Source organism: Nocardia wallacei (assembly GCF_014466955.1).
Taxonomy (GTDB): Bacteria; Actinomycetota; Actinomycetes; order Mycobacteriales; family Mycobacteriaceae; genus Nocardia; species Nocardia wallacei.
The window spans coordinates 932,485-948,276 of sequence record NZ_AP023396.1; the positions used below are offsets into that span (position 1 = coordinate 932,485).

5 protein-coding genes are annotated in these 15,792 nt (G+C 70.5%); 4 read left to right on the plus strand and 1 reads right to left on the minus strand.

The features are described 5' to 3' along the window. Nucleotides 1-53 precede the first annotated feature (53 nt). A complete protein-coding gene (locus tag NWFMUON74_RS04290; protein WP_187686688.1) occupies nt 54-752 on the minus strand; it encodes a siderophore-interacting protein in 699 nt (232 codons plus the stop codon). Nucleotides 753-880: 128 nt separating this feature from the next. Between NWFMUON74_RS04290 and NWFMUON74_RS04295 the strand changes: the two genes are divergently transcribed. From NWFMUON74_RS04295 to NWFMUON74_RS04310, 4 genes are read left to right on the plus strand one after another with little or no spacing between them, the layout of a single operon-like run. After that, nucleotides 881-4,306, plus strand: coding sequence for a non-ribosomal peptide synthetase (locus tag NWFMUON74_RS04295; RefSeq protein ID WP_187686689.1), 3,426 nt, complete (start codon nt 881-883; stop codon nt 4,304-4,306). 46 nt (nt 4,307-4,352) lie between these two features. After that, complete coding sequence (locus NWFMUON74_RS04300; protein ID WP_187686690.1) at nt 4,353-10,433, plus strand: non-ribosomal peptide synthetase; 6,081 nt, start codon at nt 4,353-4,355, stop codon at nt 10,431-10,433. A 43-nt stretch (nt 10,434-10,476) separates the two neighbouring features. Next, nucleotides 10,477-14,991, plus strand: a complete 4,515-nt coding sequence (locus NWFMUON74_RS04305) for a non-ribosomal peptide synthetase (protein ID WP_187686691.1) — start codon at nt 10,477-10,479, stop codon at nt 14,989-14,991. 44 nt (nt 14,992-15,035) lie between these two features. Further along, nucleotides 15,036-15,788 carry a thioesterase II family protein gene (locus NWFMUON74_RS04310; protein WP_187686692.1) on the plus strand — a complete coding sequence of 251 codons (753 nt, stop codon included), beginning with the start codon at nt 15,036-15,038 and terminating at the stop codon, nt 15,786-15,788. The last annotated feature ends 4 nt before the right edge of the window (nt 15,789-15,792 follow it).

Genomic DNA, 15,792 nt, shown 5'->3' on the forward strand with positions numbered 1-15,792 from the left:
TCGGTCTGCTCGACAATCGGATTATGGGCCGGGGTCTCGCGGAACGATGGGGGCTATTTCCAATACGCGCGGCCCGCGACATTTTCCTTGGGCAGCTTGGATTTCAGGGACTTGAGGATGGCGCGGGTGGTGGCGGCGTCGCAGGCGGCCCAGCCGAAGGCGTTCGGGTCGCAGGTTACGTTCTCGGCGGCTTGGCGGAGTAGTTGGCCGTAATTGACGCGTTCGACCCAGGTGACCTCGGTTTTGCGGCCGGAGCGGACGGGGAGGGTGCGGTCGGATTCGTATTGCCATTCGAGCCAGACCCGGGCGGGGGTGTCGCCGATGGCGTCGAGGAGGGAGTTGACGGCGGGGAGGGAGGCCGTGTCGCCGAAGATGACGAACTCGGCGGGAATCGGCTCGGGGACAGCGAATTTGGAACCCATCACCGTCGCGTCGATGACGTCGCCGACCGCTGCCCGCTCCGCCCACCGGGAGGCGGGCCCGCCGTGCAGGGCGAACTCGATGTCGAACGTGTCTCCGGCCGGATCAGGGTCGACGAGGGTGTAGCCGCGCTGCAGCAGGTTGCCCTTCTCGTCGGGAAACCAGATGCGAATCCACTGGGTGGGGTGCACCGGATGGTCGGCCAGCAGGCCGCCGCCGGTGAAGCCCAGCCGCAGGTAGTTGTCGCTGACGCGGTCCACGGACGTGACGGTGAGCCGGTAGTCGTCGGCACGCAGTGCCTTCAGGACGAATCCGTTGAAACCTTTTCCCATATGGTTAGGTTAGCCAAACCACATACCTTCGTCGCGGCGGGAGCTTGTACGTTACTATGCGAAGAGGTTAGGCAAGCCTAGCCTACGCGGTGTGATGAAGGCTGGATTCTCGGCCGGTGAGGAGTCTGATGCTCGGCAAGGCTGACGTGCGAAACATTGTGGCAGCGGAGCTCGGAGTGCATCCCGAATCGATCGGCTACGAGGACGACCTGGTCAGCCTGGGCATGCACTCGATGATGCTGATGCAACTGGCCGCCCGCTGGCGCAAGCAGGGGCACGAGGTCCGCAGCTCCGAACTGGCCCTGCAGCCGACGATCGCCGCGTGGGCCGAGCTGCTGTCGGGCCAGGTCGAACCCGAGCCGCCCGCACCCGCGCCCACCCCCGCCGAGATCACCGACGGCGACGAATTCCCGCTCGCCACAATGCAGCACGCGTACTGGGTCGGCCGCCGTCAGGACCAGCGACTGGGCGGCGTCGCGGCGCACCTGTACGTCGAGTTCGACGGGCACGGCGTGCGCGGCGACCGGATGCGGCGCGCGGTCGAGCGGCTGGTGCGCAGGCATCCGCAGCTGCGCGTGCAGTTCACCGACAGCGGTACCCAGCGGGTGCTGCCCGAACCGTTGCGTCCGGTCTTCCATCTCGTCGATCTCACCGCCGAATCCGACGGCGGCCGAACCGAACTCGAGCGGATCCGGCAGGAGAAGAGCCACCAGCGGATGGACGTCGACGCGGCGCAGGTCGTCGACATCACCCTCACCCTGCTGCCCGATGGCCGTCATCGCGTGCACGTCGATGTCGACATGCTGGCCGGTGACGCGCTGAGCTACCGCAGAATCCTGGACGACCTCGCCACCCTGTACGAAACCGACGCCGACGCAACCGATTCCATCGGCTACACCTTCCGCGAGTACCTGTCGGACAAGCAGCGCACCGCCGCCGACAACTCCGCCGCGAAAGCGTGGTGGGACAGCCGCCTCCGGCAGCTGCCCGACATCCCGTCGCTGCCGGTGCTGCCGGAGAGCGAGCGCGCCGATCCGGCGCGCAGCATCCGCCTGCACCACTGGTTCTCCCCGGAGGCGAAGGCACAGCTCAACAAGGTCGCGCACGGCCACGGCGTGACTCCCGCGGTGGCGCTCGCGACCGTGTTCGCCGAGTCTATCGCCCGCTGGTCCGCGCGGCAGCGGTTCCTGCTGAACGTACCGCTGTTCGACCGGGAGCCGCTGCACGACGACATCGACCGCGTGGTGGGCGACTTCACCAACTCGGTTCTGGTGGACGTCGACGCGCGCGAACCGGAGTCGATGGTCGCCCGCGCCAAGCGTCTGCAGCGCGAATTGCACACCTGCGCAGCGCATTCCACCTACGAGGGCCTCGACGTGCTGCGCGATCTGGGCCGATTGCGCGGCGCCCCGGTCACCCCGTCGGTGGTGTTCACCTCCGGCCTCGACCTCGGCGAGCTGTTCTCCGACCGGGTGACCCGGATCTTCGGCGAGCCGGTGTGGATTCTGTCGCAGGGACCGCAGGTAGACCTGGACGCCCAGGTGGTCGAGCTGGCCGGTGGCCTGATGGTGAACTGGGACGTACGCCGCGACGCCATGCCCGCCGGTGTGGTCGAGGCCATGTTCGCCGAATTCCGGCGGCTGCTGCTGACCCTGGTGGAGCCGGGCGCCGACTGGCAGGCGCCGCTGTCGATCGCGCTGCCCGAGGAGCAGCGGGCGGTGCGCGACGCGGTGAACGCCACCGATCGCGACCTCGGCGACCGCAACCTGCACGACGCGTTCTTCGCACTGGCCGAACAGGATCCGGACCGCACGGCGCTGCGCTGGCGCGACGGCGGCGCCCAGACCTACGGCGAGCTGGCGGGCCGGGCGCTGGCGGTCGGCCTGGCGCTGACCGACGCGGGCGTGCGGCCGGGCGACACCGTCGCGGTCGTGATCGCCAAGGGCCACCGGCAGATTCCGGCCGTGCTGGGCGTGCTCGCCGCGGGCGCGACGTATGTCCCCATCGGGACCGGGCAGCCGCAGGCCCGCCGCGACCGGATCCTGGCGCGTGCGGGCGCGCGGGTCGCCCTGGTCGACGACGGCATCGAACTGCCCGCGGATGTCACCGCGATTCCGCTGGAGCGGGCCCTGACCGGACCGCGCCTGGAGCGGGCGCACAGCTGCGCGCCCGCGGCGCACGCGTACGTGCTGTTCACCTCCGGCTCCACCGGCGAGCCCAAGGGCGTCGAGGTGAGCCACCGCGCCGCCGCCAACACCGTCGATGCCATCGCCACCCACTTCGGCCTCGGCCCCGACGACCGGCTGATCGGACTGTCCTCGCTGGAGTTCGACCTGTCGGTGTTCGACATCTTCGGCGCCCTGTCCCTGGGCGGCGCTCTGGTCTGCGTGGACGCCGACACCGAGCGCGACGCGGCGGCCTGGGCGGCGCTGATCGCCGAAACCGGTGTCACCGTGCTCAATTGCGCCCCGGGCCTGATCGGCATGCTCCTCGACACCGCCACCGCCGCACAACTGCGCTCGATGCGCGTGGTGATCACCGGCGGTGATCGGGTGAATACCGTACTGGGACAGCGTTTCCGGACGCTGGTGCCGGGCCTGCGCTTCGCCGGGCTGGGCGGCACCACCGAGACCGCCATCCACTCCACCGTCTGCGAGGTGACCGACGACTTCCCCGCCGAGTGGGCCGCCGTGCCCTACGGCACCCCCCTCGCGAACGTGCGGATGCGCGTGGTCAACGAGCGCGGCGAGGACTGCCCGGACTGGGTCGTCGGCGAATTGTGGATCGGCGGAACGAGTGTCGCCGACGGCTACCGCGGCGACCCGGAGCGGACCGCGCAGCGCTTCGTCGAGGTCGACGGCGTGCGCTGGTACCGCACCGGCGACCTGGCCCGGTACCTGCCCGACGGCACGGTGGACTTCCTGGGCCGCGCCGACCATCAGGTGAAGATTCGCGGCTACCGGGTGGAACTGGGCGAGGTGGAGTCGGCGCTGACCGCGCTGCCGCAGGTGCGCGAGGCCGTGGCGCTGGTTACCGATTCCGGTCGACTGGTGGCGGCCGTGACCGCCGAGGGCACCGTCGATTTCGCGGCGGCGCTGCGAGATACGTTGCCCGCGCACATGATCCCCGAGTCCGTCCAGGTCTTGGACGCTATCCCGCTGACCGCCAACGGCAAACTCGACCGTGCGGCGATCCGCCGACGGATCGATAGCGAGATCGTCCGCGACACCTACGTCGCCCCCGGCAACGAGACCGAGGCGGCGGTGGCCTACATCGCCGCCCAGATCCTCGGTGTCGAGCGGGTCGGCGTCGAGACCGACTTCTTCGAGATCGGCGGCAACTCGATCCTGGCCACCACCCTCACCGCCAAGGTGCGCGGACTGCTCCAAGTCGAGAAGTTCGGTGTCACAGAGGTTTTCGAGGGGCGCACGGTCCGCCGGATCACCGCCGCGCTGCTCGCGTCGGAGACCACGCCCGGCCGGTTGGCGCAGGTGTCACGGATCCTGCTGGAGCTCGCCGAGGTGAGCGTGCCCGAACCGGCGCCCGCGAGCTGAGCCGCGCCAACCGCCGTCATTCGCCGTACACAGATTGGTTCGATAGATGCGTTCGCTGGAAGACCTGCAGGTAGCGATGGCGGCTCGGCTCGCCCAGGAGGGGCTGGCCACCACCGCGACGGTGCCGGTGCGCCGGGATCCGGCCCGCGCGCCACTGTCGTTCGGGCAGCGGTACGTCTGGGCGCATCAGCAGATCGCCCCCGACAGCGCGGCCTACAACCTTTGTCTCGCACTGACTTTCGAGGGCGACGTGGATGCGGCCGCGCTGCGGGAGGCGTTCACGGCGCTGGTCCGACGGCACGAGGTGCTGCGCACGACCTATCACACGGATGAGAACGGCGAGCCGTACCAGCGGATTCACCGGGACCTGCCGCCGCGGCTGACCGATGTGGACCTGACCGGCGCGGCGGACGCCGACGACCGCCTGGCCGAACTGGTCGGCGCGGCCGCCCGGGAAACCTACGACCTGACCGCCGAATCGTCGCTGCGCGTCCTGTTCGCGCGCGTGCATGCCACGAAACTCGTTGCCGTGGTGTCGATCCAGCACATCGCCTGGGACGGCATGACGCTGCCCGCGCTGTCGCGGGACGTGGAGAACTTCTATCGGCAGGCGCTGACCGGTCCCGTCACGGTGGAGCCGCTGGCGCTGCAGGTGGCCGACTTCGCCGAATGGGAACAGGACCGCTTCCACGCCGAGGACCAGACCGAGGACATCCGGTTCTGGGAGAGCCGATTCGACGGCGAGGTTCCCGAACTCCAGCTGCCCTACGACCGCCGTCCGATCGCGGTGTCCGAGCGCGGCGACCGCGCCGACCGGCCGCTGAGCGACCGGGCCGACGCCAATCTGCGGAGACTGACCGCCGAACTGCGCACCACCCCGTTCTCGGTGTTCCTCGCCGCCTACCACCTGGCGCTGCGGCAGCTGACCGGCCGCCGGGACATGGTCATCGGCACCACGGTCGCCAACCGCGAGGAAGCCGGGATGGAGCTGCTCATCGGCAATCTCAGCAATATGCTGCCGCTGTATCTCACCGGTACGGCGGGGACCTTCGCCGAACTGGTCGAGCAGGTGCGGTCGGTGACGACGGAGGCGTTCCGGCACAAGCACTTCCCGCAGGAGGAGATCGTCCGGGCGGTGAACCGGGCCACCGGGAACGTCGGTTCCAGACTGTTCGACACCATGGTGCTGTTCCTGCATCAGAAGATCGACGGCCCGCAGCTGCCGGGCGTCACCACGAGCTGGGAACTGGTGGACAATGGCGGCGCGCTGCTGCCCCTGGTGGTCGAGACGTTCATGCACGACGACCGCACCGACGTCCAGATCACCTATCGCACCGACGTTTTCGACGCCGAGACCATCGCCCGCCTGCACGAGTATATCGACCGCATACTGGCCGAGGCCGCCGCCGCACGCCCGGTGCCCGAACTGCTCACCCTCTCCGACATCGACCGCGCGCACCTGGACGAGTGGTCGCACGGCACGGTCGTGGCGATCGAACGGGACACCGTCGACGCCATGATCCGGCATTCCGCCGAGCGCTATCCCGAGCGGACGGCCGTCGTCTTCGGCGACACCGAGCTGAGTTACGCCGAATTCGATTCGAGCGTCAACAAACTCGCGCGCCTGCTGCTCGCGCGCGGTGTCCGCAACGGTGACGCGGTCGCCGTCTACGCCGAGCGCAGTGAACGACTGCCGATCGCCTTCGCCGCGGTGGTGCGGGCGGGCGCGGTGTACTTCCCCGTCGATCCCGCCTACCCGGCCGACCGCGTGGCGTACATGTTCGGCGACGCTCGCCCGACCCTGGTGATCCGGGCCGCGCGGCAGTCGCTCGGCATCGAGCCGGATATTCCGGTGGTGGATCTCGACGCTCCCGAGGTCGTGGAAGAACTTGCCGCGCTGGATGACTCGGTACTCGCCGAGACCGAACGCAGCCGGCCGATCCATCCCCTGGACGCCGCCTATCTGCTGTACACCTCCGGCACGACCGGCCGCCCCAAGGGTGTGGTGATCCACCACCGCGGCGTGACCAACCACGTCCAGTGGATGCGGGACTACCTCGAGTTCGGCGCGGAGCGCATTCTGCAGAAGGCGCCCATCGGATTCGACGTATCGGTATTCGAACTGGTCAACGCGCTGTGCACGGGATCCGCGACGGTGCTGCCGCCGCCGGAGTGGTGGCAGGCCGACGTGGAGGCGCTGGCCGACATCATCCACCGCCACCGGATCACCCAGATCTCGTTGGTGCCCAGCGTCGTTCGCGCGTTCATCGACGCCGGTCCCGACCCGGCCCGGTTGCAGTCCATGCGCTACGTGTACCTCGGCGGCGAATCCGTGCCTCCGGCACTGGTGGAGGAGTCGAGCCGGTTCTTCGGCGGGACGGTGCTGGGCCTGTACGGCCCGACCGAGGGCTCGATGGACCTCATGCACGAGGACTTCGCCGACACCGCCGAGCGCGACGAACTGCAGTCCGCGCTGATCGGGCGGCCGGAATGGAATTCGTCGGTGTACGTGCTGGACGAGCAGTTGCGGCAGGTGCCGCCCGGCGTGGTCGGCGAGCTGTATCTCGGTGGCGTGCAGCTGGCCCGGGGTTATCATCGGCGGCCGGATCTGACCGCCACCGCCTTCGTGGCGTGCCCGTTCGCCGCGACGCCGGGTGCCCGCATGTACCGCACCGGCGATATCGTGCGCTGGAATTCCCGTGGACGGATGGAGTATCTGGGCCGCGTGGACGACCAGGTGAAGATTCGCGGCCACCGGATCGAGCTCGGTGAGATCGGCACGGTGCTGCGGCGGCTGTCGGGCATCGCGTCCGCCGCGGCCGTCACGGTGCAGCAGAGCGGTGGCCCCGCGCTGGTGGCCTACTATGTGCCCGAACAGGATTCGGCGTACTCGTCCGATGCCGACCGGATCAGGGCCGAGCTGGCCGAGCGACTCCCCGAGTACATGATCCCCTCGGCGCTGGTGCGGCTGGACGCGCTGCCGCTGACGGCCAACGGCAAACTGGACCGGAAGGCGCTGCCCGTCCCGGATCTCGGCGGCAGCAGCGGCCACGGCCGCGCGTTGCGCGACGAGGCGGAGCACACCGTCGCCGCGGCGGTGCGGCAGGTGCTCGGCATCGCGGGCGCCACGGAACTGGCCGCCGACGACGACTTCCTGGCGCTGGGCGGCGATTCCATCACCGCCATCCGCATGGCCTCCGCGTTGAAGAAACGCGGCCTGCTCATCACCACCAGCGCGCTGTTCGAGGCGCGCACCATCGCCCGCATCGCCGCGGCCGCCGAGCCGATCGTGGCCGGCGACGCGCCGGCGCTCGCCGAGGTCGGCGACGAGACGGGCTGGATTCCGCTCAACCCGATCGCCACCGTGCTCACCGAACAGGCCGCCGACTACAGCGGTTTCAGTCAGGCGACCGCGGTCGTGACACCCGCGCACAGCACCCTCGACCAGGTGGCCGCCGTGCTGGGCGCACTCGTGGACCGGCACCCGATGCTGCGCGCTCGCGTGGCCGAGGACCCGGACGGGCGCACCGCCTTCTACGTCCCCGGCCCGGACGAGCCCGCGACCGAGCCCACGCTCACCGAAGTGGTGCTCGACAACGAAACATGGGATCGCACGGCGGGTGCCACGCTGGACGAGCAACTGCGCCAGGTGAGCGAACTGCTGGACCCGGCGGCGGGGCGGATGGTCGCCGCCGTGTGGCTGCGGTCCGCCGACGGCGCCCGGGGCCGGCTGCTGCTGGTCATCCACCACCTGGTGGTCGATGGCGTGTCCTGGCGCATCCTGCACGACGACCTGCGTCAGCTGTGGGACGACCCGGCCCCGGCCGCGGAATCCGGAACGTCGGTGAAGACCTGGAACACCAGCCTGGTCGGGTTGGCCACCGCCGACGCGGTGGTCGACACGCTGCCGTACTGGACGGCCGCGGCGGAGGGCGTCGACCCGCTGCTCGGCGACCGGGAACTCGACCCGGCCGTGGACACCGTCGCCATGGTTCGGGAGATCACCGCGACGCTCGACTCCGACGACACCGCCTTCCTGATGACCGCGGCGACCGCGGCGTTCGGCTGCGACTTCCTCGACATCCAGGTGGCGTCGCTGGCCGTGGCCGTGCACCGGTTCCGGCGTCGCCGCGATCGCGACGCCCGCACGGTGTCGCTCACCATGGAACGGCACGGCCGCGTCGAAACCCTGTTCAGCGGTGTGGATCTCGCCAACACCGTCGGCTGGTTCACCACCACCTATCCGGTCACCCTGGACGTGAGCGGCGGCGACGAGATGGAGTCGGCGGTCAAGGCCGTCAAGGAGCAACTGCTCGCGGTGCCCGACTCCGGCATCGGCTGGGGTCTGCTGCGCCGGCTCAACCCCGACACCCGCGCGGCCCTCGAACAGCACCGCACACCGCAGATCAGCTTCAACTACATGGGCCGCTTCGCCGTCACCGGTACGGACGACCCCGTCGAGGACTGGTCGGCCGCACCGGAATTCGGCTACCTGGGCGGCCACGCCAACCCCGGGATGCCCGCACCGGCGCTGCTCGACATCAACACGGTCGCGCTGACCGAGGACGACCGCGTGACGCTGCAGGCCTCGTTCCGGTTCCCGGGCGGCCTGCTGTCCGACGAGGACGCCCGCGAACTCGCCGAGCTGTGGGAGTCCGGGCTGGCCGAGCTGGCGAAAGCGGTGCGCGACAATCAGATCCGCCGACTCACCCCGAGCGACGTGCTCGCCGGTGAGGTGACCCAGCTCGATCTGGACCGCTGGCAGGACATGTACGGCGAGTACGAGGATGTATACCCGCTGGCGCCGATGCAGGCCGGGCTCTACCTGACCGCGCTGAGTGCCGGGGCCCGCGACGTCTACAACGTGCAGACGCTCATCGGCGTGCGGGGCGAGCTGGACGTGCCGCGCCTGGGCCGTGCGTTCGACACGGTGCTCAACCGGTACCCGAATCTGCGTGTGACACTGTCGGTCTCGCACGCCGGGCAGCCGTACGCGATCGTCGCCGGGCACGCCGAGGTCCCGGTGCGGGAGATCGACCTCTCGGCGCAGCCGGACGCGGACACGCGACTGCACGAGTTCTACCGCGCCGACCAGGCCGAACAGTTCGACCTGACGCGCGGGCCGCTGACCCGGGTCACGGTGGTGCATCTGCCCGACGCCACTCACACCGTGGTGCTGACCATGCATCACCTCCTGCTGGACGGCTGGTCCGGCCAGCTGGTGTCGCGAGAAGTGTTCGCGGAGTACGCCGTCGCGGGCGCGGAGCCGATCGGGACGCCCGAGACCTTCGGCAAGTTCCTGGCGATGGTCCGCGACGGCCAGGACGCGGTGGAGCAGGCGTGGCGCCCGGTGCTCGAGGGCGTGCGGCCGTGCCTGGTCGCGCCGGGCCGCGGCGTCGGCAGCGACGGCATCCCGGTGGAACGTTCCTTCGTCATCGACGACGAGCTGGTGGAGCGGGTGACGGCGCTGGCCTCCGAGGTCGGCACCACCTTCAGCGTGGTGTGCCAGCTGGCGTGGGCGAACGCGCTGCGGTACGTCGCGGGCGGCGCGGACGTCGTGTTCGGCGAGGCGGTCTCGGGCCGCCCGGCCGACCTCGACGACGTCGACAACGCCATCGGCTGTTTCGCCAACATCATCCCGGCCGTCATCGGCTTCGACGGCGCCAAGAGCTGGCGGCAGCATCTGGCCGAGATCCAGTCTCGCCGAGTGGATCTCATGGAGTACCACACCTACCCGCTCACCTCGGCGTTGCGCGCCTCCGGCACCCGCAAGCTGTTCGACACCATGTTCGTGTTCGAGTCCTACCCGCCCGGCCGCAAGGAACTCGAGCGGCTGCTCGGCACGGCGGGGCTGGAACTGGTGTCCTTCGAGGGCGCCGGGGCGACCGACAACGCCCTGCTGCTGATGATCTTCCCCGCCAATTCGCTGCTGCCCAGCGACTCGGTGCAGGCGGCGATCTTCTACGCCGAGGACGCTTTCGAACCCGACGACGCCCGCATCATCGAGGCCGCCTTCTACAACACCCTGCGGGCCGTCGCCGACGCCCCCGACGACCCGATCGACGCGGCCGCCGTGCTCGGCGAGGAAGACCAGGGCCTTCTGGTGATGCGGCGAATGTGGCAGTGACGTAACCGAATTCGGGGGCATCACCGAGTCGGGAGGAGGGGACATGAGCGGTCCGGAGATCGAGGACGTGCTGGCGCTCGCGCCGCTGCAGGAAGGTTTGTTCTCCCTGTCCCACCTCTCCGGTGCGGACGACGACGTCTACACCATCCCGTTCGTCGTGGATATCGACGGACCTCTCGACACCGCGGCGCTGCGGGCGAGTTTCGCGGCGCTGTTGCGTCGGCACGCGAATCTGCGGGCGGTGTTCTGGGACCGGGATGTGCCACGGCCGGTGCAGATCGTGCCCAGCCGGGTCGAGCTGCCGTGGACCGAATGCGTCACGCGGCCCGAGGAATTGGACACACTCACCGCGGCGGAGATCGCCCGCCCGTTCGACCTGGCCCGCGGCCCCGCACTGCGTGTGCTGCTGGCCGCGCTGCCGCCGCGCGCCGACGGCACGGCGCGGCGGCGCATGATCGTGACCATCCACCACATCCTGATGGACGGATGGTCGTTAGGGCTGCTGTTCACCGAGCTGCGTGCCCTGTACGAGGCGGGGGGAGCGGCGGACGCGCTGCCGCCGGTGCGGCCCTATCGCGACTACATCGGCTGGCTGGCGGCGCAGGACATGTCGGCTGCGCAGCGCCGGTGGGCCGACTACCTGCGGGTTCTCGACGGCCCGGTGATGCTCGCCGACGGTAGCGCGCCGGCGGCGAAGGCGCAGATCACCCGCTTCGCGCTGCCCGCCGCCGAGACCGCGCGGCTGCGGCGGTGGGCGCGAGCGCGAGGGCTGACGTTGAACACCGTGGTGCAGTTCGCCTGGACACTGGTGCTGGCGCGGCTGACCGACCGCCGAGACGTCGCGTACGGGACAGTCGTGACGGGACGCCCGGATCAGATCGCCGGTGTGGACCGCATGATCGGCCTGTTCCTGAATACCGTCGCGGTGGCGTTCCGGCTCGATCCCGAGGCCGCGGTGGTGGCCGAATGCGCTCGGCTGCAACGGGAGTCGGCGGCCATGCGCGAGGTCGGCTTCCTGAGTCTGTCGTCGGTGCAGCGGGCGGCCGGGCACGGTGCGCTGTTCGACACCATGTTCGTCTTCCAGAACGCGCCGATGGAGCACGCGTTCCGGGACGCCACGTTCGCCGACGGGACCACCTTCCGTCCGGTCATGACCGCGAACCTGACGCACTACCCGCTGACCGTGGTGTCGCATCTGCTCGGTGACGAACTACTGGTGGTGGTGGAGGCGGTCGTGGCGGCGGTGCCCTGTCGACCGGTCGATATCGGCACGAGCATGCTGGCGGCGCTGCGGCGCCTGCCCGATCACGCCGATACCGCCACGGCCGATCTCGATGTGCTGCCGGAAAGCACGTACGCCGACCTCCTGCGCGCCGCGACCACGCCGGTGCGCGAAAAGGTCACGGAATCCTCGGTTTTCGCGCTGTTCGAACGCCGGGCCGCCGCCACCCCGGATGCCGTCGCCCTCACCACCGACACGGTCCGCCTTACCTACCGCGAGCTGTACGACCGGTCGGCTCGGCTGGCCGCCGAGATCGCCGCCCACGGTGTGGCCGCCGAGGGCGTGGTGGCGCTGTTCCTGCCGCGCGGCCCGGAGGCGATCGCCGCCATCCTCGCCACGCTCGCCGCGGGCGCCGCCTACGTGCCCGTGGACGTGGCGCTGCCCGCGGCCCGGGTCGAGTCGATCCTCGCGCAGTCCGAGCCGGATCTGGTGCTGGCGGCCGACGGGCACGCCCGCGACCTCGACGGCGTCCCGGTGCTGCGGCTCGACGATCCCGCGACGGCCGCGCGAATCGCCCGGCGAGCGCCCGAGATTCCGGTGGTTTCGCCGCATCCGGCGCAGCGCGCCTACCTCATCTTCACGTCCGGTTCGACCGGTGAACCGAAAGGTGTCGCCGGTACGCACGACGCGCTGCTCAGCTATTTCGCCGACCACCGTGCCCGCGTGTACGGGCCCGCCGAGCGGCGGCTGGGCCGCAAGCTGCGGATCGCGCACGCCTGGTCGCTGAGCTTCGACGCCTCCTGGCAGCCGCTGGTCGGCCTGCTCGACGGTCACGGCCTGCACCTGTTCGACGAGGCGGCGATGCGGGACGCGCAGCGGCTGGTCGACGGGATGGTCCGGCACGACGTCGACATGATCGATACGACGCCGTCCCTGTTCCGGCAGCTGGCGGCGGCCGGTCTGCTCGAGCATCGGCTCGCCGTGCTGGCGCTGGGCGGCGAGGCCATCGACACCCAGCTGTGGGCGCGGCTGCGCGCGCTGCCGGACACCGCCGTGCACAACTGTTACGGTCCGACGGAAACGACCGTCGAGGCCGTCGTCGCCGACCTCGGCGCGCTCGATTCCTTTGGAGCGCAGGCTGATGCGCCGACGATCGGTGCGGCGACCGCGGGGATGTCGGCCCATGTACTGGACTCCCGGCTGCGTCCGGTCCCGGTCGGGGTGACCGGTGAGCTGTATCTGGCCGGGCCGCAACTCGCGCGTGGATACGTCGGGCGTCCGGGTGCCACGGCCGGCCATTTCGTGGCCGACCCGTTCGGCGGCGGCCGCATGTACCGCACCGGCGACCTGGTGCGCCGCCGTCCCGACGGCCTGCTCACCTATCTCGGCCGCGCCGACGACCAGGTGAAGGTGCGCGGATATCGCATCGAGATCGGCGAGGTCGAGACGGCGCTGCGGACACTGCCCGGCGTCGCGGCCGCGGCGGTCACCGTGACACGGCGCGGCGACGGCGCGAGCCTGATCGGCTTCGTGGTGTGCGCGCCGGGCCGCGCCGCCGACCCGATCGGCATGCGCGCCGCGCTGTCGAATCGATTGCCCGCCTACATGGTTCCCGCGCGCGTCATGGTGCTGCCGCGGATCCCGGTCACGGTCAACGGCAAGCTCGACACCCGCGAGCTCGGCCGTCTCGCCGAGCAGCACCGCACCGCCGCGAGCGAAACCGCTGTCGCACCCCGCACCGACACCGAGAAGGCCCTCGCCGCGCTGCTAGCCGAGGTGTTCGACGGGCACGCCCCGGGTGTCGACGCCGACTTCCTCGCCCTCGGCATGGACAGCATCGTCGCCATCGCACTGGTGAACGCCGCACGGCGACAGGGTATTTCGGTGTCCGCGCGCATGGTGCTGGCCAACCCGACCATCCGCGATCTCGCCGCGGCGATCGACCGAGGCGAGACCGGCGCCACAGCGACCGGCGCGGGCGGCTACGGTGAGGTGCCGCCGCTGCCGATCGTGGCATGGATGTACGCCCACGGCGGCTACCGCCGCTTCACCCAGAACATGCTGCTCACCCTGCCCGCGGACATCACCCGCGGCGAACTGGAGGCGGTGCTGCAGGCCGTGCTCGACGGCCACGACGCGCTGCGGTCGCGGTTGGTGGAGACCCCGCGGGGCCCGCGACTGGTCACCCGCGAGCCCGGCGCGGTGTCGGCGAGCGAGGTGCTCACCCGCATCGAGGACGTGCCCGCCGAGGCCGACGGCCGCCACCTGCGCGCGGCCACCCACGCCGCGATCGACGAGATCGACCCGGGCGCAGGGGATATGGTGCGGGCGGTGTGGTTCCGCGGCCGCGCCGACGGCGACCTACTGTTCCTCGCCATCCACCACCTGGCCGTGGACGTGGTGTCCTGGCACATCCTGACCGCCGACCTCGCCACCGCCTGGGAGCAGGTGCGAGCCGGTGGCACTCCGAAGGTGATGGCCGAGCCCACGTCCTACCGCGCGTGGTCGCGACTGATGGTCCAGCGCGCCGCGCACGACGACGTGCTGGCGCACCGCGATTACTGGGCCGCGCAGGTCGCCGGACCCGATCCGGCCCTCGGCAGTCGCAAGCCGGACCCGGCCCGTGACACCTGGGAGTCGTTGCGGGCCACGATGTTCCACACCCCGGCCGACACGACGGCCCGGGTGCTGAGCGTGGCGACCGGAAACGCGGGCGTCCGGGAAATCCTCCTGGCCGCCCTGACGATGACGCTGATCTCGTGGCGTCGGGAACGAGGGGAGGATGACACGACCGGGGCGCTGATCGCCCTGGAGAGCCACGGCCGCGCGGACGAGGCCGTGGGAGCCGACAGTTCGGGCACGGTGGGATGGTTCACCAGCGTGTTCCCGGTGCGGCTCGGCGCCGGAGCGTCGGCCCTCGATGCGGGCACCCTGCTCGACTCCGTGACGGCGCACATCGGCGCGGTGCCGCGGCACGGCGTCGATTTCGGGTTGCTGCAAGCGGTGGCACGAGTGCCGGAGCTGGCCGACGCGCCCGAACCCCAGGTGGAGTTCAACTACCTGGGCCGCACCGATCTGCTCGAGCACGACCGACCCGCCTGGTCGATCACCACCGACGCCGCCTTCACCGCGGCCATGCCGATCGCCCCGGAACCCGAGCTGCCGCTGCGCTACGCCCTGGATGTCGTCGCGGCCGTGGGCAACAGCTCCGAGGGACCGCGGCTGACCGCGCAATGGCGTTGGAGCGCGGCGCTGTTCACCGAGTCCGAGGTGACGCGCCTGGGCGAGCTGTGGAATCACAGCATCGCCGCGATCGCGAACGTATCGGAACGGTGATGCGGTGATGTGATCGCCCGCCACAACCAAGGGGATGGATTGATATGCACAGACCGGGATGGATAAGGAAGTTCCACAAGTCGCGATCGGCCGACGGGCCGCCCTTGTTGATCTTCCCGCACGCCGGCGCGGGCGCGTCGACCTACCGGGCCTTTTCCAAGGCGTTCAGCAGGTACTTCGATGTCATCGTCTTCCAATATCCGGGGCGCCAGGATCGTGCGCACGAACCGCTGGCGACCTCGCTGCCCGAACTGGCCGCGGGTGCGCTCGCCGAATTCCGTGGTTCCGCGTTCGACCGCGCGGGGATCTTCGCGTTCGGTCACAGTATGGGCGCGCTGGTCTCGTTCGAATTCGTCCGGCTCGCCGAGGCCGCGGGCCTGAACGTGCGTCAGCTGACCGTGTCGGCGGCGGTACCGCCCTGCCGCGCGGAGCACCGACCCCGCACACCCGTCGAGGGCGAGGCCCTGCTCGACCACCTCACCATGCTGGAGGGCACCGGTTCCGACGTGCTGTCCAGCCGCGAGATCATGCGCATGGCCCTGCCCGTGCTCGAGGCCGACCACCGGGCCTCCGACGCCTACACCGGACCGGCGGACGCGGCCCTGTCCGCTCGCATCCACGCCCTCGGCGGCGCCCAGGACCCGATCGTCTCCATCGCCGACCTGCACGGCTGGCGCCGCCACAGCGACGACGTCGAGGTCACGGTGTTCGACGGCGGGCATTTCTTCCTGAACGAACACGTCGACACGATCGCGGAATCGGTGGCCCGCCACGTGCCGGTCGGACCGGCGGCCTGAGGGG

Excerpts from the sequence above, each read along its gene's own strand:
- NWFMUON74_RS04290 (WP_187686688.1), bottom strand. The coding sequence starts at position 752 with ATGGGAAAAGGTTTCAACGGATTCGTCCTGAAGGCACTGCGTGCCGAC.
- NWFMUON74_RS04295 (WP_187686689.1), top strand. The coding sequence starts at position 881 with ATGCTCGGCAAGGCTGACGTGCGAAACATTGTGGCAGCGGAGCTCGGA.
- NWFMUON74_RS04310 (WP_187686692.1), top strand. The coding sequence starts at position 15,036 with ATGCACAGACCGGGATGGATAAGGAAGTTCCACAAGTCGCGATCGGCC.
- NWFMUON74_RS04305 (WP_187686691.1), top strand. The coding sequence starts at position 10,477 with ATGAGCGGTCCGGAGATCGAGGACGTGCTGGCGCTCGCGCCGCTGCAG.
- NWFMUON74_RS04300 (WP_187686690.1), top strand. The coding sequence starts at position 4,353 with ATGCGTTCGCTGGAAGACCTGCAGGTAGCGATGGCGGCTCGGCTCGCC.